Here is a 24611-nt window from a genome sequence, read left to right on the forward strand (position 1 = left end):
GCGCATTTGCTTCAATTCGGAGCGGGCACAACCTGTTCGGGGACACCCGTCGGCGCGTGACGCGCTCGGACGAATCGCGAGTGTAACGAGCGGGTGGAAGGGTCAGTGGCCCGGCCCGGTACAGTGAGGTGGTCGCATCTCGTCATGGAGGCGCTCAACATGCAACGGCGCGGGCCGCTCGTCCTGGGCGTGCTGATCGTGGTCCTGGTCAGCGCCTGGCTGCTGGGCCGGTCCGGGTGGTTCGACTCGAAGGTCGCCGAACCGCGCCCGGTGCCGAGCGGCGACCAGGAGATCGCGTGGCTGCACATCCCCACGTCCACCGATACGTGGGAGAACTTCGTGTGGGGGATGAAGCGCGCGGAGATGAGCACGGCCCCGTCCGGTCTGCGCGTGGACGACTCCCGGGCGTTCCCGACGCGCACGACCGCGGTGCCGGAAGTCGTGCTCTCGCGCGACGGGTTCGCGGGGAAGATCCGCGTGCGCTGGTACAAGGTGACCAACTACGCGCCGACCACGGCGTGGATCAAGGCACTGGCGGCCCGCACCCCGGTCCCGCTCGCGATCGTCGGCGGGTGGTCCAGCGACCGCGCGCGCGAACTCGCTGAAGCGATGGCCGGGGTGGAATGGCCCGGCCAGAAGCCGCTCCTGCTGCTCTCCACCGCGACCGCCGATTTCGTGTACCCGGACAAAGAGGGCGAGAACTACCAGGCCGACTATCAACCGCCCAAGCTCATCGAACTCTACGACCGCTCGTTCCGGTTCTGTTTCACGAACAAGCAGATGGCCGCGGCGGTCACGGACTTTGTGTTCAGCGACGCGACACTCCGCCCCGGACCCGCGGTGTGGCCCGGGCTGCGGGCCGTCCCCGGCGCGTCGGGGGGCGGGTGGGCGATGCTGCCCTGGTTGGCGGAACTCGCCGGCGAAGCCCAGCGGGTTCAGGCGTTCGCGGTTTCGTGGAAGGACGACCCGTACTCGCTCGACTTGGCCCTCCAGTTCCGCGAGTCGATCGCCGAGCAAGGCACCATCCCGGGGCGCCCGCGCCTCGGGGTCGAATCGAACCTCGTGCCGTTCAGCGCCGGTCGGTTCGCGCGCCCGAATCCCTACGAAGCGCATATCGTCGACCACATGCTCGCGCACCCGCACTTCCCGAAGCGCGGCGAGCGCACGGTTCTGGTGATCCCCACCGTCACGGCCCCCGCACGGCGGGTACTGGGGGCGCTGGCCCAGGGTAACCCTGGTGCCGCTCGGCGCCTCGTCGCGGTGACAGGGGACGGCATCCCCGTAAACGCCCTGTTCCGTGACGGCGAGTTCGCGTGGCCCGTGCGCTCGGTACCGATCCCGCTGGTCCTGTTCACGCACACCAACCCGTTCGACTGGGACGAACCCGGTGACCCGCCCCCGCCCCCGGGGTACGAACTCGCTCCGCCCGCGAAGCCCGGCGAAGTGAAGAACAGTACCGAGGACATTCAACTGTTCTCGTCGCTCGTGCGCACGGTCGCGCGCGGCGCGTACCCCGACGGGACCGGGCACGTGATCGCCGGGCCGGACGCGCTCGCCGCGGGGTTCCGGGCACTCACACCGACGTTCTTTGATCCGTCCGGGAACCGCCTTAGCGGGTCCGGGGAGCACGTGGTCGTGCTGCGCCCGACGGCCCGGGTCGAGGGCGTGGTCACGTACCCGGACGCGGAACTCGAAGTGTGGACGCGGAAACCGGGCGTGGGCTGGGACCGCATCCGCTCGCGCCCGGTCGTTCAGACCGTGCGCCCGACCGACGCGGGGCCAGGCGAGTAACCGTTGTGTGGTGTCGCGTGTATTCGACCCCTGAAGGAATCTATCCACGGAATTCGGTATGAGTTCTTCCGCGCTTGATGCGCCGCGGTTCCCGGTCTGGCGGTACGCGGGCCGGCTCCTGCCGCTCGCGGTGCTGTGGGCCGTGCTGGTCGGGCTGCTCGCGTGGCTTCTCGCGACGCGCGCGAATTGGGGCGAGGAGTCCGACCGCGCAGACGTGCGCGAGTGGCTCGACAACACGCGCGTGTTCCGCAAGACGCTCGCCGAGTTGGTGCGGGAGTACGTCGACCTGCACGACACCGAGGAGCGCGGCCCGGACCACGGCGACCGGGTGAAGAACAAGCGCGCGGAACTCGAAGAGCACCTGCGCGCGATGGTCGAGCCGACGCGCATGTACACGGGGCAGCTCCCGCTGTTCCCGAACGTGTACGCGCTCGAAATCGAGTTTTCCGGGGTGACCGGGCGCGACGCGCGCCCCGTCGAGCCGATCGTCTGGACGTCGCCCAAGCCGCGCCCCGGCGGGTCCGCGAAGGCGCAGCTCCGCACGCTCGATTTCGAGCCGCCCCTGGACCGCCCGGGCGCCCGCGCGCGCGTCCGCTGCGTGTACCAGCTCCACTCGTTCAACCGGATGCAGAAGCAGCAGGACGAGTTCCGCTTCTGGCAGACGGTCGCGACGGGTGTTCTGGTCCCCACCACGCTGATCGCGGTGTTCGTCGTGGGGCGGTTCGTGCGGCGCGAGCAGGCGCGCGAACTGGAGAAGTGGCGCGCGGCGGCCGAGGCCGAGCACCGGGAACGGGATCTGCTCGCCGCCCAGGTCGAGCGCGAGCTGATCGAACGCAGCCTGCTTGAGGCGCGCGTGAAGCAGCAAGAATTGGAGCGATCCAGCGAGGAACTCGGCCGCAAGTTACTCGAACAGGAACTCGCCGCGGCGAAACTCACCAACCGAGCGGCCGAGGCCGAGCGCGAGGCGCTGGAGATGAAGTCGCAGCTCTACGCGAGCATCGGCATCATGGCCGGGAGTTACGCGCACAACATCAAGAACTTGCTCGTGCGGCCCAACGACCTCATCACGCGCTGTATGGAAGCGGCCGGCAACACCGAACAGCACGGGATGCTGGAAGAGGTGAAGTCCACGCTCGGCACGGTCACCGAGCGCCTGCAACAGATCCTCCGCACGGTGCGGCGCGACCCGGCAAACGCCGAGGTCACTCAGATGGACGTGTACGCGCTGTTCCGCGAAACGCAGCGCACCTGGGCCGAAATGGGGCGCGACAAGTGGAAGGTCGCGGTGCTGGTGGACGTTCCGCCCGGGGCCGCGCTGGTCACGGGTGACGTGTCACACATGCAGCAGGCGGTGGAGAACCTCGTGTTCAACGCGCGCGACGCGACGTTCGAGATGCGGAACTACCTGCGCGACGAGGCCAAGCGCGAAGCCGACCCGACCGCGCGCCGGCACAAGCTCCTCGAAGCGGCGAGTTGGAAGGGCGAGATCCATCTGTCCGCACACCGCGACGGGGAGCACGTCGTTTTGGAAGTCCGCGATAACGGTATCGGGATGACGGACGAGGTGCGCCGGAACTGTCTGAAGACGCACTTCACCACGAAACGCGACAACGCGCTCTACGAGGGCTACAGCGCGGGGATGGGGCTCGGCCTGTCGTTCGTGGCGATGGTGCTCGAGCACCACGGCGGTTCGCTGGAGATCGACTCCGCCCCGCTCCGCGGAACGACCTTCCGTGTGCGGTTCCCGGTTGTGAAGTGAACCCCGCCCGCAAGGGCGGTGGGTGAGGCGGAGTGCCGCATTGCGCCTGCTGTGTTTGTTGGGCACCCACCACTCTTGCGGGGTGGGGCTCGTTGCGTTTTGACAACACCCACCACCCTTGCGGGCGGGGCTCGCCTATTCCTCCACCTTCTCGGGCAGGTGCCAGTCGATCGGTTCTTCACCGGCCGCTTCGAGTGCGGTGTTGATTTTCGAGAACGGTTTGGTGCCGAAGAACAAGTGCTCGGAGAACGGCGACGGGTGCGCGGATTTTACGACTACGTGTCGCTTCTGGTCGATGAGCGGGAGCTTCTTCCCCGCGTAAGCGCCCCACAGTAGGAACACGACGGTCCGCTTCTGGTCGTTGACCGCGCGAATGGCCGCGTCGGTAAACTTCTCCCACCCCTTACCGGCGTGCGAGTTGGCCGCGCCCTTCCGCACGGTCATGCAGGCGTTCAGCATCAGCACCCCGCGCTGCGCCCAGGTGACGAGGTACCCGTGCTTCACCGGCGCGATGCCGAGGTCGCTTTCGAGTTCCTTGTAGATGTTGCGCAGGGAAGGAGGGGGCGTTACCCCCGGGCGGACGGAGAAGCACAGCCCGTGTGCCTGACCCGGGCCGTGGTACGGGTCTTGGCCCAGTAGGAGCACCTTCACTTTGTCGAGGGGCGTGTAGCGGAAGGCGTTGAACACGTCGGGCGCGGGCGGAAAAACGGTGTGAGCCTTACGCTCTTCGGTAACGAACTTGGCGAGTTCGGCCCAATACGGTTTCCGCGTTTCTGGGTCGAGGGCCCCGCGCCACGACGGGTCGAGGTCGGCCGGTAATCCGGGTACGCCGGGCGGAAGTGGTGGGAGTTCTTCGACTTTCGGTTCCGCAGTGGCGGCTTCAGTAGGTTGGGCTGCCGGCTTTTCTTCGTCGAACAGGGACGCAGACTCGGCGTCTTTCTTCTTCTTGCCCATGCGTCGACCTCGTTGGGGGTGTTGGCGTTACTCTACCCACCATCGAGCGCCCGTGCATCCCACGTTGAAGCCGCTGAGCAAGAAAGTCCCCCGAAGCCCTGTAAGCGTGGTGCTTACCGCGCCCCGAGGACGGGAGCAAAAGTTAAGTTTTGAAGCATTTGCACCGGGTAAAGCGGGAGCCGGGTGGGGTCAACGGGAGGACCGTAGGGCGCGTGGGCCGACAGATCGCCGTCGATGTCCTGCACCGCGCCGGGCACGCGCCCGAGGCCCCGGATGATGTAGCCCGCTCCAGCACAGGTGGTGGTTAGTTGTAGCTCGAGATGAGCACGTCGCTCAGTGTTATCCGCAAGTAGGCGGTTGCGGCTTCTCGGGCGGTAACCGGCACGGTCGGGCCGTCGGCTTGGCCCGCGGGCTCGCTCGTCCTAAAGGCAAAATGCGCCGCGTGGCCGGCGCTCGGGTCGGCGGGGCCAGCGAACACGGCCGACGGCAGCGCGCGGTCGTCCAGGGCCTCGACACTTGGGCGGAAACGGGTCATCGATCGATCCTCGGTTCGGGGGTACCGGGCGCCGAAAGGCGGCGCCCGCTGTACCTGCTAATCCGCAGCACCGGCTCCGACCGGCCATCAATTCTGTTCGGGTGGGGGTTGCTGGGGTACGGTCGGGCCTCCCGGGGAGGGGTTGTGTGCGATGCGGGGTACGTAGCCCGCCGTGTTTCGCTCGCGGCGAAGTGACTATTATCACCCCAGCCCCTCACTTCACTCGGCGGTAGAAGCGGTTGGCGATGAACCCCTCGGCAACCAGTACCGCGAGGACCGCGATCAGGAGCCACGGGAACAGGTCGATCGGGTGGCCCAAGGTGACGCTGAGCAGGTCCGCCAGGGCCACGTTCCGCGTCACCGGGATCACGCGGCCCTCGCCCACAAGGTCTTCCACCGCGTCCAGCGGCGCCTTGTCCAAATTGCTCTCGTCCGGGGGCACGTTCAGACTGAACCCGTCCCGCCAGATGTCGCGGTCGTCCTTCTGAACGGACAGCGAGAAGTTGCCCGCGCTGTTCGTCTTGGGCGGCGCGATCCGGGCGTCCGTTTGCTTGTCCCCGGGGCGGATGAGCGCGTCGTTGCCCTCGATCCCCTTCCCTTCGAGGATCACCACACTATCGCGGTTCAGTTTGCCGCGGGGTAACGGGACGGTGACCGTGGCGCCCGTCGGGTAGTTGAAGTTCGCGTCGGCCGTGTCCCCGGCAAGATACCGCACGAGCAAGTTGGGGAACGCGGCGTACCAGCTCGATCCTTCGGGCGTCCAATAGTCGTTCCAGTCGTCCGGCGGGGTGCTCTGGGTCACGTCCAGTCGCGTGGTCAGCAGCACGACTTTGCCCTTCGCCTTGTTGTTGTCCTTCGGGTCGAGGACCGAGCGCTCCAGGATCGCCGGGTGCCGAGCTTCGGGCTTCTCCGCGTCGTTGTAGTGCGCCACCACCGTGGCGCTCGGGTCGCGCGTCACGTCCCAGAATTTCCACGTCGTGCGCGGGTTCGCGATCACGTCCACGCGGTCGCTCTTTTGCTGCCGCCAGCCCTCGATCGGTTTGAGCATCGGGTGCTTTAGCGCGTTCTCGTCGAGCACCAGCGTCACCCCGTTCGCCCCGGATCGCGGTTCGTCCCAGCTCGATGCTTTTTGGGGCGGCGGGGCCGGGTTCAGCTTCTTGGTTTCGATCACCTTGGTGAACTTCCCGGGCATCAGGTCGCTCGCGCCCTCGTTGTAATCAACGAGGTTCATCCAGCCCTCGCGCGCGGGCACGACGATGAGCTTGCCGCCGGTTTGAAGGTACGGGCGCAGCTTGTCCCAGAGGCCGCTCCCCGCGGGTTGGTTCGGCTCGCGCACCGCGAGCAGGCACACCGCCTCGAACGACCGGAGATCGTCAACAACGGGCGGCGCGTTCGGCTTCTTCGGGTCCGCGGTGTATTGCACGACCGCCTGCCCGCCGTCGCCGATCTTGATCTGGTCCGGGGTGACCACCAGGCAACTGAACTCTTCCTGTACGATGTGCGCGACCTGCCAGAACACCGCGGCCTTCTTGTCGTCCGTGATGGTCAGGATGCGCCGCGCGGCCCCCACCTTGAATGTCAGGAACCGCGTGTTGTCGATCATCAAGTTATCGGGCGCCTTCAGTGAGAACTCCCACTGGTTCAGCCCCTCTTTGAGGTCGCGGAACTCGAACGGGACCGTCCGCGTTTGGCCGTTCGGGATCGTCACTACCTTGCTAATCGAGCGGTCCGCCTTGCTGACACCGGCGACGGGCTTGGCGATCACCGTGGCCTCGACGCCCTCCCCCGCGGCACCAACCGCGCCGACCGTGACGACCACGTTCGCGGTCTGGTTCTCCGCGATCACCTGCGGCTTCATTTCGACGGAGAGAATCGACACGTTCGTGGGCTGGTCCGCGCCGAAGTCGAACACGACGTGAACGGGCTTGTCGTTGGGAATGGTCTCGCGGAGTTTCTTCAGATCCTCGGTTCGACTCGCGTCCCACGACGAAGCCGTGCGGTCGGTGAACACCGCGACCAGCTTCTGGAGCGGATCGGGGGACTCGGTTTCCTGTTCGACCTTCGCCAGAAGCTGGTACGCGGCGGCAACCGCGGCACTCACCGACTGGTTACCGCCGTGCGGTTCCTTCAGTTCCTCAATGCGCCGGCGCGCCGCGGCCACGTCCGGCAACCAGGTCGCGTTGAGGTCGCTCGTCTCGAGTACCACCACGGGCGACTTGTCGGGCAGTTCCTTGAGGAATTCAATCGCGCGCGCCTGGGCCTCTTTGAACCGCGACTTGTCGTTCGTCACGTACCCCATGCTCGGACTGGTGTCGATGACGAGGACCGTCGCGACCGGCTGTTCGCCGCGGATGTTGAGCCGGTCACTCTTGAACGTGGGCTGGTAGAGAGTGAGACAGAACAGGGCGATGATGAGCATCCGCAGCGCGAGCAGGATGAAGTGCCGCAGCCGCAACTTGCGCTGGTTGGTCTTGAGCTTCTGTTTGAGGAACCGGAACGCCGGAAACGGGAGCCGCTTGGGTTCCTGTTTCATGATGAGGTGCAGCAGAATGGGCAGCCCGACGAGCGCGGCCCCGGCGATCAGAATGGCGTTCATGATGCCATTGTAAGTACCTACGACCGCCGCGTGTTGGCGCGATTCCGGGCGCCCCAACTCAATTTCAGCGCGAACCGCATCTCGCGACGGTGGAGCGCGTCCCCCGAGCACGAGTGTCCGAAACATTAAGTGTCCACTCGCCAAATAATCACAGATCCACCAACCCTATTTTCACGGAAGCAAGCCACTACCCACGATTCCTGTGCGATGCTCGTCTCACGTCTTGCATCTCGCACGTTCCTTCTATTCCTCACAATTCCTACAGCCTGTTAATTTAGACATTTTGGGCAATTTACGACGAGTTGCAAATTGACTTAACTTGTTGGGCTACTTAGATGTGATTTCAAGGGCCGATCGTACCGAGCAGTCGCCTGTGTTTGTTCCTGAACCCACAAACGGCTCCGCGCGACGCCCTGTGTCCTTCTCCCGCCTCGGCCCGGCCGAGACGCGGGTTCCGTTCCCGCACACATGTAGGTTCGCTCATGCAACTTGCACGCTGGATGACCCGCTTGCTCGCCAAGCCCGCCCGTTCGTCCCGGAGCACCTCTCCCGCCCCGCGCGGTAAGTTCTGGACCGAGGTGCTGGAAGACCGGATCAACCTGGCCAACTTCGCCACCGGGACGGCCGTCGGCGAGGCCCCGATCGTGCGCGTGTTCGACGCGGCCACGCAACAGCCGGTCGCGGCGCTGAATGCGTACACCGGCGGGTACACCGGCGGGGTGAACGTGGCGATGGGCGACGTGACCGGGGACGGGGTGGCCGATATCATCACCGGCACCGCGACCACGGCCTCGCACGTCAAGGTGTTCGACGGCGCGACGTTCCAGGAAGTGCGCAGCTTCCTGGCGTTCCCCGGGTTCCCCGGCGGCATCAACGTGGCCGCGGGTGATATCAACGGGGACGGCAAGGCCGACATCGTCGCGTCGGTGGCGAACGGCGGCCCGCCGCACGTGAAGGCGTTCAGCGGCGCCAACGGGGCCGAGCTCGCGAGCTTCTTCGCCTACGACCAGGGGTTCACGGGCGGGGTACGGGTCGCGGTGGGCGACGTCGACGGGGACGGTAAGGCCGACATCGTCACCGGGTCCGGGCCGGGCGCCGGCGGGCACGTGAAGGCGTTCAGCGGCGCCAACGGGAGCGTGCTCCGCAGCTTCCTCGCGTACCCCGGGTTCAACGGCGGGGTGAACGTGGCCGTTGGGGACATCGACGGGGACGGTAAGGCCGACATCGTGACCGGCTCCGGACCGGGCGTCTCCCCGCACGTGAAGGCGTTCAGCGGGGCCAACGGGAACCAGATCGCGAGCTTCTTCGCCTACGACCAGAACTTCAAGGGCGGGGTTCTGGTGGGCGTCAACGCGGACGGGGACATCGCGACGGGTGCCTCCGGAACCGCGCACCTGAAGACCTTCGACGGTGTGACGCACGCGGAGCTGAGCAGCGCGTTTTCCAGCCGGCCGGTGACCGCGATCGCCGCGCCGTCCAACCCCAACGTCGCCCCGGTCATTACCTCCGGCGCAACGGCGAGCGTCGCGGAAAACCAGACCGCGGCCTACACCACCGCCGCGACCGACGCGAATACTCCCGCACAAACGCTGACCTACAGCATCACCGGCGGGGCCGATGCCGCGAAGTTCGCCATCAACGCCGCCACCGGTGTGGTGACCTTCCTCGCCGCCCCCGACGCCGAGGCCCCGACCGATGTGGGCGCCAACAACGTCTACGAGATCACCGTTCAGGTGTCCGACGGGTTCCTCACCGCGACGAAGAACGTCTCGATCACGGTCACCGGGGTGAGCGAGTTCGCGCCGGTCATCACGAGCAACGGCGGCGGCACGATCGCGGCCATCAACGCGGCCGAGAACCAGACCGCCGTCACCACCGTCTCCTCCACCGACGCGGACGTGGGCACCGGCAGCGCTCGCACGTACAGCATCAGCGGCCCCGACGCCGCGAAGTTCGCCATCAACGCTACCACCGGCGTGCTGACGTTCCTCGCCGCCCCGAACTTCGAGAGCCCGACCGACGTGGGCGGTAACAACGTCTACGACGTGACCGTGACCGTCTCCGACGGTACCCTCACCGACGTGCAAGACCTCAGCATCACCGTCACCGACGCCAACGACGCGCCCGTCATCTCGAGTAACGGCGGCGGGGAAACGGCCGCAGTGAGCGCGGCCGAGAACCAGACCGCTGTCACCACCGTTACCGCTACCGACGAAGACGCCGGCGCCACGCGAACCTACTCCATTAGCGGGGGCGCGGACGCCGTGAAGTTCAGCATCAATGCCTCCACCGGCGTGCTGACCTTCATCGCCCCCCCGGATTTCGAGACCCCGACCGACGCGGGTGCCAACAACGTCTACGACGTCATCGTGCAAGTGTCCGACGGCACCGCGACTGACACCCAGACCATCTCGGTCACCGTCACCGGGCTCAACGACAACAACCCCGTCATCACGAGCAACGGGGGCGGGGCAACGGCAGCGGTGAACGCGGCCGAGAACCAGACCGTCGTTACCACTGTCACCGCCACCGACACCGACCTGCCGGCGCAAACGCTGACGTACTCGATCTCCGGCGGCGCGGACGCGGCGAAGTTCACCATTAACGCCACCACCGGCGTGCTCACCTTCGTCACTGCACCCGACTTCGAGACCCCGACCGACGCAAACACCGATAACGTCTACGACGTCATCGTGCAGGTGTCCGACGGCACCCTCACCGACACCCAGACCATCTCGGTCACCGTCACCGGGGTCAACGACAACAACCCCGTCATCACGAGCAACGGGGGCGGGGCAACGGCAGCGGTGAACGCGGCCGAGAACCAGACCGCCGTCACCACTGTCACCGCTACCGACACCGACCTGCCGGGGGACACACTGACGTACACCATCATCGGTGGCGCGGACGCGGCGAAGTTCAGCATCAACGCCACCACCGGCGTGCTCACCTTCGTCGCCGCACCGGACTTCGAGACCCCGACCGACGCGGGTGCCAACAACGTCTATGACGTCATCGTGCGCGTGTCCGACGGCACCCTCACCGACGTGCAAGCGATCGCGGTCACGGTGACCAACGTGAACGAAGCCCCGGTCATCACGAGCAACGGGGGCGGAGCGAACGCGGCCATCAACGCGGCCGAGAACCAAACCGCCGTTACCACCGTCACCGCCACCGACGTCGACGCCGGCACCACGCTGACGTACTCCATCACCGGCGGCGCGGACATGGGCCTGTTCACCATTAACAGCTCGACCGGCGTACTGACGTTCCTCGCCGCCCCCGACTTCGAGGCCCCGGGGGACACGGGCACGGACAACGTCTACGATTTGGTCGTCACCGTGTCCGATGGCACCCTGACCGACACCCAAACCATCGCCGTCACCGTTACCGACGTCGGCGGCGCCTGAGTCCCCGGCGAGGGCAGAAAGCCCTCGCCGCCAATAAATTAGAACGTCAACGGTTCAGGAGCGGGGAGGGATTTTTTGCCCCTCCCCGCTCCTGAACCGTCGTTCCGCACGCCCCGGATATTTCCGGGGCGTGTGGAGGCGCTCCGGACGGACCGCTTCGATTGGGATGGACTTGCGTGTTGACCCGGTCGATAATATGAGGATAGCTGATCCGAGCACGTGCGGTTCGAGGTGGTTCACGGAATGCTGCGTCGGGCGCTAACACACTGTCTGATTTTCGCCGTCGTAGTGGGGCCGTTGCTCTGCTGCTGCTCGGCGGGGAACGTGTCCGCGCGCTCGTCGACCTCCACCGCCCTTCCCGATCGACTCTCGATCGAGTCAACGTCTTCTTGCTGCTCGCACAAGCGCGCTCCTGCAAAAGCGGATCACACGGAACATTCTGCTCCGCAGAAGCCCGCCACGCCGACCGAAAAATGCCCCTGCAAGAGCGCAACGGACCAGTCTCATACGGTCCAAACCGAATCGGTGCAGAGTGATTTGAGCACTTTCTTGCGGCTCCTCGCACTCGACGTGAGCGTGTTGTTTGATGGACCGAGCGCGAGTGACATCGCTCTCGTACTTCCGAGCACCTCGAGCGAACGCGCCACCGATTCCTCGCGGCTCACCACAGCCGATCTCCTCTACGCTCACCACAACCTCCGCTGCTAACTCGTCTCACGCGGCACGATTACGCCCACTAACGGGTGCGTCGCGCCGTTCGTGTTTCTCCGTCGCGTTGGCGCGACGGTCCCGATCCCTTTATCTTCGTTCGTAACTGCGCCCGACGCGCGGGAACGAATTCTATTCGATCTTTCACGTAATTGTTGGTTGGCGTTCGCGAGCAGCAGCTCCGAACGCCGGCCGGGGAGAATAGCCATGCTCCGTAAATGGGTTCTGTTCGGCGGTCTTTTTGCCGCTACCACCGCGGTTCTCGTCGGGTGCAACAACAGTCAACCACCGACCGAGAAGGCCGCGGAACCAAAGGCCGCGCCTGCCAAAACTGACGAAGAACACGGACACAAGCCGGGCGCTCACGGCGGCACGCTCGTCTCGCTCGGCAAGGACAGCTACCACGCGGAAGCCGTGTTTGACAAGAACGGCGCCGTGCGCCTGTACACACTCGGAAAGGACGAAGCCCGCGTGCAGGAAGTCGAGGCCCAGGAACTGAGCGGGTACGCGACCGCTGTCGGTTCGACTGTGGGCGCCACTGAAGTGAAGTTCGCGGCTAAACCCCAGCAAGGCGATTCGGCCGGAAAAACGTCGCTGTTCGTGGGCCAGTTGCCGGCAGAACTCGTGGGGCGAACGGTCCAGATCACGATCAACAACATCCGGATCGGGAGCGAGCGGTTCCGGATCGCGTTCTCGAACACCACCAGCACCCACGCGGACGCGACCATGCCGGACGGAGTCGGCGGTGAGGAGAGCCAGAAGCTCTACCTGACGCCTGGTGGGAAGTACACTGCCGAAGACATCAAGGCGAACGGCTCCGCTCCCGCGTCCGTGAAGTACAAGGGCATCAAATCCGATCACAACGCCAAGCCGCAGCCGGGCGACAAGATCTGCCCCGTGTCGATGACCAAGGCCAACCCGAAGTTCACCTGGGTGGTCGGCGGGAAGACCTACGAATTCTGCTGCGTGCCGTGCATCGACGAGTTCGTACAGACCGCGAAGAGCAAGCCCGATGAGATCAAGGGGCCGACCGAGTACATCAAGAAGTAACCGGGTTCGCTGCATCGAAATGATGCGGACCGCGTGTGTTCTGTTGCGGGTTTCCCGCTCCCCTGGAGCGGGTGTTCGTGTAATCCATCGCCTCACTAACGGAGATCCTTCATGTTCGTGAACACTTACACCCTGACTCGTTCGGCGGCCGTTGCGGTCTGCGCCTTCGCACTCATCGGGTGCGGGGAGCGCGTCGCGCGCAATTCCTCTCCTTCGACCTCGGGCACGAGCAACGAAGCCCCAGAAGGTGCAGTGGCAGCAGAGCGGGCCAAGCTTAGTCCCGAAGACCGCGCGCTGGTCGAAGCGCAAGAGTGGTGTGTCATCTCGAACGACGAGCAACTCGGATCGATGGGCGCGCCCATCAAGCTCACGATCAAAGGCCAGCCCGTGTTCGTGTGCTGCAGGGGGTGCGTCAAAAAGGCCGAATCCAACCCGGACGCGACGCTGGCCAAAGTGGAAGAACTGAAGGCCAAAGCGAAAGCCAACAAATCCGACAAGACCGATAAGGGCAAGGCGCACTAATTCGGGCCGCTTCTTCCCGCCGCCCCGTGTAGAGATAGGGCGGCACGGAGTCCCGCCATGCGAACCACTCCCGGAACCCGGTTCTCCCGCCGCTCCGCACTGCTCGCGGTGGGAGGGTTGCTCACGATCGGGGCCGCGGTACTCGTCGCCCACGAGGGGCACGCACCGCTCCCCACGCGCGGCGCCCGGGTGGACGCCGAGAAGGGAACACTCCTGCTCACCGCGGACGCGCGCGCCGGAGCTGACGTGGATACCGCGCCCGTCGAACAGGCCGCGATCGAAGAGCGCGTACCCGCCTACGCCTCGCTCGTCGCTCCGTGGTCGAACCAGGCGTTCGCCACGGCCCGGGTGCCCGGGCGCGTCGTTCGCGTGGCCGTCACGCCCGGGCAACGAGTTTCGGCCGGGGACACGATCGCCGAAATCGAGAGCCTGGAAATCGACACGCTCCAACTCGACGTTCTCGCGGCCCGCACCGATATCGCGCTGGCCGAAAAGCAGGTCGCGGAACTCACCAAATCGGCCGACGCGGGAGCGGTCGCGGGGCAAATGGTGATCGACGCCCAGACGCGGCTCGCGCGGAATCGTAATGCCCTCGACCTCGCACGCAGCAAGTGGCTCGGGCTGGGGTTGCCCGCTGTTCGACTCGACGAACTGATGCGCCGCGGAGAGGTACTACCTGGACTCGCGCTCCCCGTAACGGCCCCCGTATCCGGGACCGTGGCCCGCGCCGATCTGACGACGGGCAAAGTGGTGGAACCGGCCGAACAACTGGCCGAAGTCATCGACCTCTCGACGGTGTGGGTTCGGATCGAGGTGCTGGAGAAGGACCTGCGTCGAATCGCGGTGGGTCAATCGGTCGAGTTGCGCCTTGCTGCGTATCCGGACGAGGTCTTCCGCACAACGGTTCGGGCCGGGAGTCAGTACCTCGACGCCATCACGAACGTAACCACCGCGTGGGCGGAACTCGCCAACCCGAGCGGGTCCGAACCGCGGTTCCGACCGGGCATGTCCGGTCAGGCGCACCTCATCGTGACCGACGAAGCGACCGCAACCTCTGGGAGCGCAACTCGCTCGATCCCACCTTCCCGCAAACATCGATTAACGGTCCCCGCCGCCGCAATCCTTCGCGAAGGGGTGGAGCGGTTCGTGCTCGTGGAAGAAGCGAACGCCGTCGGCTCATCGGAGTACCGCAAGGTACCGGTGGTGGTGGGGCGCGCGGCCGGCGGTCGGGTCGAGATCATCGCGGGCAGTGTCTTCGCGGGCGACCGCGTGGTCACGCGCGGCGGGCACGAACTCGGGCCGTTCTTCGCACCGACCGTGCTGCGCCCGACCTCAGAAGCCGTGCGCAACATCGGGCTTCGGGTCGAACCGGCGCGGATCGTTGCGCTCGACGAGATCCGCACTCTGGACGGCGCGGTGGACGTCCCGCCCGCGCACCGCGGGTTCGCCGCGTCCCAGCTCGCGGGCACGATCCATTCGATCAAAACCGATCGCGGGCGCTCGGTAACCGCGGGCGAAGTGCTGGGAGAGGTGTTCAGCCCGGAGCTCCTGACGATGCAGCAGGAACTGCTCCGGATTCACCTGGAAGTCGCACTCGCGGTCGACCGCCTCGACCGGCTGCGATCCGCTGGCGTAGGGGTCGCGGCCACACGAGTGTGGGAACAAGAGAGCCAGGTGAAAACCTTGAAGGCCCAGGCGGACGCGCTCCGGCGCAAGCTCCTCACTGTGGGCCTGATCTCAGCACAAATCGACCAGCTCCTAGCGGACAAACGGCCGGTCGGGTTCGCCCCGGTCCGCGCCCCGTTCGCCGGGGTCGTAGTGAATTTTGACAAAGTGCTGGGGCAGGCCGCGGCCGCGCACGAATCACTGTTCGAGGTGCGCGACCCGGCCGCGCGTGCGCCGATTCGAGGATTCGTGCCCGAGCGCGACACGAACAAAATCAAGCCCGGCCAGATCGTGCGTGCCCGATTAATCGCTGACCCGAATTTCGTGGGGCGCGGGGTCGTCGCCCGGAGCGGCGGAACCTTCGGCGCGGAGAACCGCACGCAATCGATCTGGGTGGACCTTGATGCCGGCTCCGCGCCCGCGTTGCTCCACGGCCAACTGGCCACGCTGTCGATCGTGCTCGGTCAGCGCCCCCCGGCTCTGGCCGTTCCTCGATCTTCGGTGACCACCGAAGGCACAGCGGCGTTCGTATTCGTGCAAAAGACAGATGGAACGTTCGATCGGCGCGCCGTCGAGATCGGACCGGCCGATGACCGGTTCGTAACAATCACGCGCGGCTTGGCCGATGGCGAACCGGTCGCGGTGGCCGGAGTGAACGAACTGATGACCGCGTTCTCGTCACTCCGGTAGGGGGAAGTATGCTCGACCGCGTGATCGCGTTCTCGCTCCAGAACCGGGGGCTCGTGCTCATCGCCGCCCTCGCGGTCGTCGTCGGGGGCGCTTACCAGCTCACTCGTACCCCGGTGGACGTGTTCCCGGATCTGAACCGCCCCACGGTCACCATTCTCACCGAGGCGCCCGGGTTGGCCCCCGAAGAGGTCGAAGCGCTCGTTACCCGACCGCTAGAGTACGCGCTGAACGGCGCGACCGGGGTGAAGCGGGTGCGGTCCGCGTCGGGCATCGGGCTGTCGGTCGTGTGGGTCGAGTTCGATTGGGGCACCGACGTGTACCAGGACCGGCAGGTCGTCTCGGAGCGGCTCCAGCTCGTGCGCAGCCGGCTCCCACAGGACGCGAACCCGGTGATGGCCCCGATCTCGTCGATCATGGGCGAGGTCATGCTCATCGGGTTGCGCCCGGCCGACCCGCCGAAGTCACCGGACGAGGAACTTGCCCGCGGGATGGACCTGCGCACGTTCGGAGAGTTCACCGTCCGCAACCGGCTGCTCGCGATCGACGGCGTCTCCCAGGTCACAGTGATGGGCGGGCACCTCAAGCAGTACCAGGTGGTCACGTCCCCGGCGCGCCTCGCGGCCCAAAAGGTAACGCTCCAGCAACTCACCGACGCGGTGGAGAAATCCTACGTGCTGGCGGGCGGCGGCGTGATGGAGCGCGGCACGCAGGAATCACTCATCCGCATTAGCGGGCACGCGCTGAGTCTGGACCAGATCGAAGACACGCCGGTCGTCTGGCGCGACGGGCGCGCGATCCGGGTTCGAGAGGTCGCGGACGTCCGGTTCGCCGGCCCGGTGCGCCGCGGAGACGGCAGCACGCGCGTGAAAGAGGGCGACACGATCGCGGGCGGACCGTCGGTCATTCTCACCGTGCAGAAGCAGCCGGGCGCGAACACACTCGAACTAACCCCGAAACTGGACCGGGCACTGGACGACCTCCAGCGCGACGCCCCGCCCGGCGTGGTCGTGGAGCGCCGAGTATTCCGGCAAGCCGACTTCATTCAGACCGCGATCGACAACGTCGTCGAGGCCGTTCGGGACGGCACCGTCTGGGTGTTCGTCGTGCTGCTCCTGTTCCTGGCGAGCATCCGGACGAGCGTCATCACGATGACCGCGATCCCGATCTCGATCCTGGTCACGGTCCTGGTATTCGCGTACTTCGGGATCACCATCAACACCATGACGCTCGGCGGGATCGCGGTCGCCGTCGGCGAACTGGTCGACGACGCGATCGTGGACGTGGAGAACATCTTCCGCCGGTTGCGGGAGAACCGGCAGAAGCCGGTCCCGGACCCGCCGCTCCAAGTGATCTTCCGGGCGTCGAGCGAAGTGCGCAACTCGATCGTTTACGCCACGCTCATCGTGTGCCTCGTCGTGATGCCGCTGTTCGCGCTGTCGGGTCTAGAGGGCCGGATGTTCGCGCCACTGGGCCTCGCGTACCTCGTCGCACTCCTCGCGTCGCTGGTCGTGTCGCTGACGGTAACGCCGGTGCTAGCGTCGTTCCTGTTGGGGCGCGCAAAAACCCTGGCGCACCCGCGCGACCCGCCCCTGCTCCGCGCGCTCAAGTGGCTCGACGCGCGCGCGCTGCGGTTCACGCTCCGCCACCCGCGCCCGATCCTGGGCGCTGCACTCCTGCTGTCCGCGGGGTCCGCGTTCGCGGTGCTCGGAATGGGTTCCGAGTTCCTGCCACCGTTCAACGAGGGCACCGTTACGGTGAGCCTGCAACTCGCACCGGGCACCAGTTTGGCCGAGAGCGGGCGAATCGCGGCGCGTGCCGAGCAGTCGCTCTTGCAGATCTCAGAGGTAATATCGGTGTCGCGGCGCACCGGGCGCGCGGAGCAAGACGAGCACGCGGAGGGCGTGAATACGTCCGAACTCGACGTGCGCCTGACTCCGCACGAGCGCCCGAAGCCCGGAGCCGGTTACGCGCTCCTGCGTGCGGTCCCGGGGCTGCACAAGTACGGCATCGAGAAGTCCGGTCGGCCGCACGATCAGGTTCTCGCGGACGTCCGTGATCGCGTGAGTGGCATCCCGAACGTGAACGCGAACGTCGGTCAGCCGATCAGCCACCGGCTCGACCACGTCATGTCCGGGGTGCGCGCCCAGGTCGCGGTGAAGGTGTTCGGGCCGGACCTCCAAGAGTTGCGGAACGCCGCCCAGGAGATCCGCGACGCGCTGGCCGCGATCCCCGGTGTGGTGGACCTCCAGGTCGAACCGCAGGTAGAAATTTCGCAGGTGCGGCTCCGTGTGAAAGCGCTGGAAGCAGCCCGGTACGGACTCGCTCCCGGTGACGTAGCCCGGTTGCTCGAAACGGCATACAAGGGTCGCGTCGTCGCGACCGTTCTGGACGCGGAGAAGTTCTTCAGTTTGGTCGTCTGGTACGACGAGGGTTCGCGGAACTCGCCCTCGGTGATCGGCCAAACCGTTCTCGATACGCCGTCCGGCAAGCGGGTCGCACTCGATCAGGTCGCGGAGGTGTTGGACACCACCGGCCCGAACACGCTCAACCACGAGAACGTCGCGCGCCGGATCGTAGTGTCGTGCAACGTCCAGGGGCGCAGCCTGGGTGCGGTCGTTGCTGACATCAAACGGGCCGTTCGCCCGACCGAAGAGAAACTGCGAACGAAAGGCGCCGAGTACCGGATCGAGGACGACGGTCAGTACCGGGCACAGCAGGAAGCAAACACCCGGCTCCTCGCGCTGGGCGCGCTCGCGGTGCTCGGCGTGTTCCTGCTCCTGTGCCGGTGCCTCGATTCGTGGCGCGCGGCGCTCATGGTTTTGGGCATCAATGTCCCACTCGCCGGATTGGGTGCAGTGGTCGCGCTCCTCGTCATTAACCGCCCGGACCCGGCCACGCTCCAGGGACTACCGTGGTGGAAGTGGCCGCAGTTGTGGTCCGCGGCCACCACGCTCTCGGTCGCGCACTGGGTCGGGTTCATCACGCTCATCGGGATCGTGAGCCGCAACGGGATCATGATGATCGCCCACTACATCCACCTGATGCGCGAAGAGGGCGAGTCCTTCGGGGAAGCGATGATCGTTCGCGGCAGTTTGGAACGCCTCGCCCCCGTGCTCATGACCGCGGGCGTCGCTGTGATCGGCCTCGTCCCGCTCGCGCTCGGCGGTGGACAACCAGGCAAAGAGATCCTCCACCCGCTCGCAGTGGTGGTGATCGGCGGGCTACTCACCTCGACCCTCATGGACCAAATCGTGACCCCCGCCGTGTTCCTGTTGTTCGGGCACAAAGTGTACGTCCCACCTCCCGCTGATGCGAAATGATGACAGAAGGCAGAAAAGAAGAATGAAGAACCGCGGATAACGCAGATTCCGCAGATCAGACAGAAGACAGAATTCAGAAAATAGCAAGTAGATACGTTGCGCAACCCGGAACTACGCTGACACCCTATCTAGGGCTTCAAGTTATCCCTCGTGTCTGATCCGCGGAATCTGCGTTATCCGCGGTTCTTCATTCTGCTTCCTATCCTCTCCTTTTGTGGCCGTTCACTCTTCCTCCACCTCGTCTCTTGCTCTCGAACCGGCGCCGGGCGAGAATCGTTTGCGCTGGTGCCCTCCCCTACTCTCCCCACCGCATCACATCGGAGACTCACATGCTGAACGTCTTCGGCGCCCCGCACGGTCGGTTGTCGCGCCGCGACGCGCTTCACGTCGGCGCGCTGGGGTTCGGCGGCCTCTCGCTCGCGGACCTCTTCCGACTGCGCGCAGGCGCGGCTCCTACCACGGAAAGCAAAACGCGCGCGAAGTCCGTCATCATGGTCTGGCTGCGCGGCGGGGCCTCGCACATCGACAGTTACGACATGAAGCCCGACGCGCCCGCAGAGATCCGCGGGGAGTTCCGCCCGATCAACACGAACGTGACCGGCGTCCAAGTGTGCGAACACCTGCAGCTGCACGCGAAGATGATGGACAAGCTCGCGGTGATCCGCGGCATCAAGTCCGTGGACATCGGCGACCACACGCCGCACTACATTCTCACCGGTTTCCCGGACCGCGGGAAACGGCCCGTCATCGGCTCGGTCGTAAGCTATCTGAAACCCCGAACGGATGGGCTGCCACCCTATGTGAGCCTCATGTACAAGCCGCCCGGGTTGTACGACAACGAAGGCCCGACGTATTGCGGACCCGCGCACCGCCCGTTCGTGCCGAAGAAAGAGGGGCTGGCGAACCTGAGCCTCGAAAAGAGCGTCTCCCTCGAACGGCTCGGCACGCGCAAGGATCTGCTCCGCACGTTCGACACGCTCAACCGCGATCTCGATTCGTCCGGCGGCATGAAGAGCATGGACGCCTACACGCAGCGCGCGATGGAAATGATCGCGTCACCGAAGGTGCGGCAGGCCTTCGACGTATCCAAAGAATCGCCCGAGACGCACGCCCGATACGGCAAATACTGCGAAACCTTCCTGATGGCCCGGCGCCTGGTCGAAGCGGGTGTATCGGTGGTAACCACGAAGGTCGGCGACTGGGACACGCACGAAAAGAACTTCATCGACCACAAGGACCAGCTCCCGCAACTCGATAAGGGCCTCTACGCACTCGTAACCGATCTCCACGAACGCGGGCTGGACAAGGACGTTGCGGTGGTGGTGTGGGGCGAGTTCGGGCGCGCCCCGAAGGTCTCGCGCGGCGACGGGCGCGACCACTGGCCCGACGCGGGCGCGGCCGTAGTCGCGGGCGGTGGGTTCAAGGTCGGTCAGGTGATCGGCGCCACCGACGCACACGGAGGTCGGTCAAAGGGCACGCCGTACACACCAAGTAACGTCCTCGCGACGCTCTACCAGCACCTCGGGATCGACCCCGAAACGACGATCCCGGACCACACGAAGCGCCCCATGTACGTACTCGACGACCGCGCGACCGTGCGCGAACTCGACGCGAACTGAATGAAACGAAAAACGGCGGGCGCGGTGCCCGCCGCAACGATTACTTGGCCGCCGGTTTCGCCGGCGGTCCCGTGGGGCCGGCCGGCTTGGGTGGCGGGTTGTTCGGGTCCGCCGGCTTCGTGATCGGATCGCGTTCGCACCCGACCAGAGTTGCGACGAGAACCATCAAGCACGCCAGTCGGACAAAGATGTTACGGGTCATGTTCGGTGCTCCTCATTTATTGGTGTGTTACTGGCCGCCCATCGCATCGAAATTGACCGGCACCCCGTCCGACGTGCCGCCCGCGTACACCGCGTTCTTCCAGGCATCCGTGTACCAGCCCGCGTACCAATCCTTCCCCATCTTGCGGACCGAGCGCACCGACCCGTCGCCGTAGGAGAACTGAGCGACCCCGGTGTGCCGGCTGCCGAACGACGACCAGCCCGAAGGACCGGGATCGGTGACGCCGTACAGGAAGGTGAACGTCCCGGCGCCCATCCACGACAGGCGCTCGTTACCGCCGGTCCCGACCGTTTCGCCGAACAGAATCGTCTGGGACGTTCCGTCCGGGAACGTGGCCAGCTTTTGCTTCGTGTTCAACCCGAACGGCCCCATCAGTGACCGCCACGAGACGGTCGTGGACCCGTAACCGGGACCGTTCCCGTCGGACATGCCGTTTCCGCCGGCAGAAGCGACGTAATTCGTTACGCCCGGGTTTCCGCCGGCCGCGGTGAACGTCGGCAGGCCGGTCCAGTTGTAATTGATGAAGTACCCGGGGCCGGGAACGCAGATCGCCGTGGTCGCCGCGATCCAGTACGGCATGTTGGCCGACGGGTTGTCCGAAGGGCACTCGAACATGGTCACGCGGTTGAGCGACACCTTCAGAGTGGTGGCGTCATTGGTCCACAGGTTGGTGATTGCAGGCGCCCCACCGCCGGCATCTGCCGGGGACGCGGTGGGGATAATCAGCAGCGCGGGGGTGATCTGCCGATAGATGTTGTCCTGCTCGATGAACGGCAGGAGATAGGTCAGCGTCCCTATGCCGCTCGCCGTGTTCGTTCCGGGCGGCAGGTTGTTGTAGGCGCTCTCGTAGTTGTGAGCGGCGAGCCCCATCTGCTTGAGATTGTTCTGGCACTTCATGCGGGCCGCGGCCTCGCGCACCTTCTGCACCGCGGGCAACAAAAGGCCGATCAAAATCGCGATAATCGCAATGACAACCAGGAGTTCGATCAACGTGAACCCTCTGGCCTTTCGGGTCGGCGCGTTCATGAAAAGTCACTCCGTCGCAAGAATAAAAACAATAACGCAATCAAACGGGAGAATTTTGCCGCGGAGAGGTGGGCGTTTCGTCTCGTGAGGCCCGCAAGGGAGGCGTGGCGGGCAGCGGAGTCACTCTAAGTCGACCCGCGCAGAAGCAAGGGCGATTGTGAGAACTCGTTAGCGGATACACGACCGCAGTTTTTTACAGGTGGGAAGTATACTTTATGAGTAAACCTTGAATCTTGACCGGGCGCCGACCCAGAACTGCATTTTGCGCACAACCGCGATGGAGTCCGTGGTCGACCGCCCTCAGATCGAGTGAGGTAACGGTGCTCGACACCGCGGGTCCGAGTTAAGTTCTGCGCCTTATTCCGCACTTCAACTGGCGGACTCGCCCGCGCCGCGTATCCGGCCCCAACGAAGAAACATTTCCAGAAACGCCCGGAACCGCTTGTAATACTTTGTACACTACTATACAATCTGGAAATCGCGTTCCGTTTGTCCGCCGGTGCTGAGATAGGGAGATGCGAATTGCGCGATCCGCGCGGTCGTCACGACAGGCAAACGAGCCGTTTCAGTGAAATCAGTTTCGCCGCGGAATTGAACCGATCAGTTTTCGACCCGAAATCACGAAATTGTTAGCATTTGTTAGCGTCTGACGCGAGGTCGCAAAATTGAATCCATCGCATTAAATCGTTGAATTATCAACACTTGTGGCGAATCGATTTGTATTTCGGCGGCCCAAAGGCCCGGCTCGGCAAAACGTGAGCCTTTATTAGCAAAGCCCTTCACGGCGGCTCCACCAACGTTGACCGAGGAGCGCACGCGAGGTAGCGTTACGGCGCTCAAATAAGTACCAAGTTCGCCCAGGCCCGACGCGGTGCGGCCGACACCGCGATTCAAGGACGCAGCGATGACCGACCCACTGGCCACCGGCGACTGGTCGGCGCCCACGCGGGCGGACCCGGAGCGCCCCGTCGTTCCCGGCTACGAGATTCACAGCGAACTCGGGCGCGGCGGGATGGGTGTCGTTTACAAGGCTCGGCAGGAGAAACACGACCGGTTCGTGGCCCTCAAACTCCTGCGCGACGGCGCGCTCGCCGGGCCGAAGGACCGTGCCCGCTTCCGGGCCGAAGCCGAAGCCGCCTCGCGCCTCCAGCACCCGAACGTCGTCGCGGTCCACGAGGTCGGCACGTACAGTGGGCTGCCGTACTTCGCGATGGAACTCGTTGGGGGCGGAAACCTAGATCAGTACCTGCGCGGGCAACCGCAACCCGCTCCCCGGGCCGCCGAACTGATCCGCACACTCGCGGCGGCCATTCAGCACGCGCACGACCTCCAGGTCGTTCACCGCGACCTGAAACCGAGCAACATACTGCTGAGCGCGGAACCGACCACCAACGACACGGCACTCGTTCCGAAGGTGTCCGACTTCGGCCTCGCGAAGCGGCTCGACAGCGACAGCACCGTGCTGACCCAAGACGGGGCCGTTCTGGGCACCGCGAGCTACATGGCGCCCGAGCAAGCGGCCGGTCGCGTGCGCGAAATCGGCCCCGCGGTCGACATTTACGCCCTCGGTGCGGTGCTCTACGAACTGCTCACGGGCCAACCGCCGTTCCGCGGGGAGACGTGGAACGAAACCGTCGATCAGGTGCTCTACGACGAACCGGTCGCGCCCTCGCGATTGCGCGCGGATGTGCCGCGCGAACTGGAAACGATCTGTCTCAAGTGCCTCGAAAAAGACCCGACTAGGCGATACGCCACGGCGGACGCCCTTGAGAACGACCTGGGCCGGTTCCTCCAGGGGGCGCCGGTAGTCGCGGTTCCCATTAACGAAGCGGAGCGCCTCGCGCGGTTCGCGGCCCGGGACGGGTTCCAGATCGTCGGCGAGATCGGGCGCGGGCCGCGGAGCGTCGTGTACCGCGCTCAGTTCGGCCCCACGAAACAAGTCGTCGCGTTGAAAGTCTTCGCGCCCGGCGTGTGCTCGCGCGAAGAGTGGGACGCCCGAACCGCACGCGGTGGCCAACAAGCGGCGGCACTGTCGCACCCACAGGTCGTGCTCGTTCACCGGACCGGGTGGTGGGACGGTGCGCCGTTCGCGGTGATGGACCTCGTCCCGCACGGGAACCTGACGACCCTGCGCGGCGAAAAACGGTACCCGCTGCGCGACGCCCTGCACCTCGTCGCCCAGTTAACGGAAATCGTCTGTTACTTGCACCGCCAGGGCATCGTTCACGGCAACCTGAAGCCCACGAACGTGTTGCTCGCGGCCGACGGCATTCCCCGCGTCGCGGACTTTCAGCCGACGGCCGGACTGAACTCTGCTCTCTCGTTCGTGGACGACCAAGACGCACCCGGCGTCGCGTACCTGGCGCCCGAGCTACTCGAACCGAAGGCCGAAGCCCGGCTCCACACGGACGTTTACGGATTGGGCGCCATCCTCTACGAACTCCTGACGAACCGCCCCGTCGCGAGTGGCTCCACGGCGATCGAAACGCGCGACACCATCCGTACCCAGGAACCCACCCCGCCGTCGAACTTCAACTCCGAAGTGACGCCGGGGGTCGAGCAAGTCTGTCTGCGGTGCTTGCGAAAAGACCCGTGGCGCCGGTACCCGCGGGCTTATGACTTGCTCTTGCGGTTGAGGCAATTGCACGATGATCCGAGCACCCCGGTCGAACCGTGGGGGCTCCGCCGTAGACAGGGGCACGGGGATAGTTGACAATCGCGGCATTGAACGTCTTCTTGTCGT

General features: G+C 65.5%; 15 protein-coding genes. 10 read left to right on the forward strand and 5 right to left on the reverse strand.

The window, feature by feature from the left end; genetic code table 11:
- Positions 1–159: 159 nt before the first annotated feature.
- Positions 160–1791: a hypothetical protein gene (locus VT84_RS21040; protein ID WP_157469675.1), complete on the forward strand. Its 1632-nt coding sequence runs from the start codon at positions 160–162 to the stop codon at positions 1789–1791.
- Between the two features lie 58 nt (positions 1792–1849).
- A complete protein-coding gene (locus tag VT84_RS21045) occupies positions 1850–3550 on the forward strand; it encodes a sensor histidine kinase (protein WP_082840888.1) in 1701 nt (566 codons plus the stop codon).
- Between the two features lie 135 nt (positions 3551–3685).
- Here the strand turns inward: VT84_RS21045 and ung are convergent, their stop codons facing one another.
- The 3 genes from ung to VT84_RS21060 form a co-directional block, all read right to left on the reverse strand.
- On the reverse strand, positions 3686–4504 hold the full coding sequence (ung, locus tag VT84_RS21050) for a uracil-DNA glycosylase (protein ID WP_082840889.1): 819 nt from the start codon (positions 4502–4504) through the stop codon (positions 3686–3688).
- Between the two features lie 304 nt (positions 4505–4808).
- Positions 4809–5039 carry a hypothetical protein gene (locus tag VT84_RS21055; RefSeq protein WP_082840890.1) on the reverse strand — a complete coding sequence of 77 codons (231 nt, stop codon included), beginning with the start codon at positions 5037–5039 and terminating at the stop codon, positions 4809–4811.
- Positions 5040–5253: 214 nt separating this feature from the next.
- On the reverse strand, positions 5254–7635 hold the full coding sequence (locus tag VT84_RS21060; RefSeq protein ID WP_162271791.1) for a vWA domain-containing protein: 2382 nt from the start codon (positions 7633–7635) through the stop codon (positions 5254–5256).
- Positions 7636–8117: 482 nt separating this feature from the next.
- Between VT84_RS21060 and VT84_RS21065 the strand changes: the two genes are divergently transcribed.
- From VT84_RS21065 to VT84_RS21095, 7 genes are all read left to right on the forward strand, one after another.
- Positions 8118–11045: a cadherin domain-containing protein gene (locus VT84_RS21065; RefSeq protein WP_082840892.1), complete on the forward strand. Its 2928-nt coding sequence runs from the start codon at positions 8118–8120 to the stop codon at positions 11043–11045.
- A 537-nt stretch (positions 11046–11582) separates the two neighbouring features.
- A complete protein-coding gene (locus VT84_RS21070) occupies positions 11583–11753 on the forward strand; it encodes a hypothetical protein (protein ID WP_157469677.1) in 171 nt (56 codons plus the stop codon).
- Between the two features lie 207 nt (positions 11754–11960).
- Complete coding sequence (locus tag VT84_RS21075) at positions 11961–12803, forward strand: hypothetical protein (RefSeq protein WP_052560863.1); 843 nt, start codon at positions 11961–11963, stop codon at positions 12801–12803.
- 111 nt (positions 12804–12914) lie between these two features.
- A complete protein-coding gene (locus tag VT84_RS21080) occupies positions 12915–13325 on the forward strand; it encodes a hypothetical protein (RefSeq protein ID WP_052560864.1) in 411 nt (136 codons plus the stop codon).
- Between the two features lie 57 nt (positions 13326–13382).
- Positions 13383–15680 carry an efflux RND transporter periplasmic adaptor subunit gene (locus VT84_RS21085; RefSeq protein ID WP_082840894.1) on the forward strand — a complete coding sequence of 766 codons (2298 nt, stop codon included), beginning with the start codon at positions 13383–13385 and terminating at the stop codon, positions 15678–15680.
- An 8-nt stretch (positions 15681–15688) separates the two neighbouring features.
- Positions 15689–19000 (forward strand): efflux RND transporter permease subunit, encoded by a 3312-nt coding sequence (locus tag VT84_RS21090; protein WP_082840895.1) that lies wholly within the window; start codon positions 15689–15691, stop codon positions 18998–19000.
- A gap of 329 nt (positions 19001–19329) precedes the next feature.
- Positions 19330–20619 (forward strand): DUF1501 domain-containing protein, encoded by a 1290-nt coding sequence (locus VT84_RS21095; RefSeq protein ID WP_082840896.1) that lies wholly within the window; start codon positions 19330–19332, stop codon positions 20617–20619.
- Positions 20620–20659: 40 nt separating this feature from the next.
- Here the strand turns inward: VT84_RS21095 and VT84_RS38750 are convergent, their stop codons facing one another.
- Together VT84_RS38750 and VT84_RS21100 are read right to left on the reverse strand one after the other, a co-directional pair.
- Positions 20660–20821 carry a hypothetical protein gene (locus VT84_RS38750; protein ID WP_157469679.1) on the reverse strand — a complete coding sequence of 54 codons (162 nt, stop codon included), beginning with the start codon at positions 20819–20821 and terminating at the stop codon, positions 20660–20662.
- Positions 20822–20848: 27 nt separating this feature from the next.
- Positions 20849–21868 (reverse strand): DUF1559 domain-containing protein, encoded by a 1020-nt coding sequence (locus VT84_RS21100; RefSeq protein WP_082840897.1) that lies wholly within the window; start codon positions 21866–21868, stop codon positions 20849–20851.
- 904 nt (positions 21869–22772) lie between these two features.
- Here VT84_RS21100 and VT84_RS21105 point away from each other — a divergent pair.
- Complete coding sequence (locus VT84_RS21105; protein ID WP_082840898.1) at positions 22773–24581, forward strand: serine/threonine-protein kinase; 1809 nt, start codon at positions 22773–22775, stop codon at positions 24579–24581.
- Positions 24582–24611: the final 30 nt, after the last annotated feature.

The sequence above is a fragment of the Gemmata sp. SH-PL17 genome (assembly GCF_001610855.1).
GTDB lineage: Bacteria > Planctomycetota > Planctomycetia > Gemmatales > Gemmataceae > Gemmata > Gemmata massiliana.

Coding starts and splice junctions, on each gene's coding strand:
- VT84_RS21040 (WP_157469675.1), top strand. CDS start 160: ATGCAACGGCGCGGGCCGCTCGTCCTGGGCGTGCTGATCGTGGTCCTG.
- VT84_RS21045 (WP_082840888.1), top strand. CDS start 1,850: ATGAGTTCTTCCGCGCTTGATGCGCCGCGGTTCCCGGTCTGGCGGTAC.
- ung (WP_082840889.1), bottom strand. CDS start 4,504: ATGGGCAAGAAGAAGAAAGACGCCGAGTCTGCGTCCCTGTTCGACGAA.
- VT84_RS21055 (WP_082840890.1), bottom strand. CDS start 5,039: ATGACCCGTTTCCGCCCAAGTGTCGAGGCCCTGGACGACCGCGCGCTG.
- VT84_RS21060 (WP_162271791.1), bottom strand. CDS start 7,635: ATGAACGCCATTCTGATCGCCGGGGCCGCGCTCGTCGGGCTGCCCATT.
- VT84_RS21065 (WP_082840892.1), top strand. CDS start 8,118: ATGCAACTTGCACGCTGGATGACCCGCTTGCTCGCCAAGCCCGCCCGT.
- VT84_RS21075 (WP_052560863.1), top strand. CDS start 11,961: ATGCTCCGTAAATGGGTTCTGTTCGGCGGTCTTTTTGCCGCTACCACC.
- VT84_RS21080 (WP_052560864.1), top strand. CDS start 12,915: ATGTTCGTGAACACTTACACCCTGACTCGTTCGGCGGCCGTTGCGGTC.
- VT84_RS21085 (WP_082840894.1), top strand. CDS start 13,383: ATGCGAACCACTCCCGGAACCCGGTTCTCCCGCCGCTCCGCACTGCTC.
- VT84_RS21090 (WP_082840895.1), top strand. CDS start 15,689: ATGCTCGACCGCGTGATCGCGTTCTCGCTCCAGAACCGGGGGCTCGTG.
- VT84_RS21095 (WP_082840896.1), top strand. CDS start 19,330: ATGCTGAACGTCTTCGGCGCCCCGCACGGTCGGTTGTCGCGCCGCGAC.
- VT84_RS38750 (WP_157469679.1), bottom strand. CDS start 20,821: ATGACCCGTAACATCTTTGTCCGACTGGCGTGCTTGATGGTTCTCGTC.
- VT84_RS21100 (WP_082840897.1), bottom strand. CDS start 21,868: ATGAACGCGCCGACCCGAAAGGCCAGAGGGTTCACGTTGATCGAACTC.
- VT84_RS21105 (WP_082840898.1), top strand. CDS start 22,773: ATGACCGACCCACTGGCCACCGGCGACTGGTCGGCGCCCACGCGGGCG.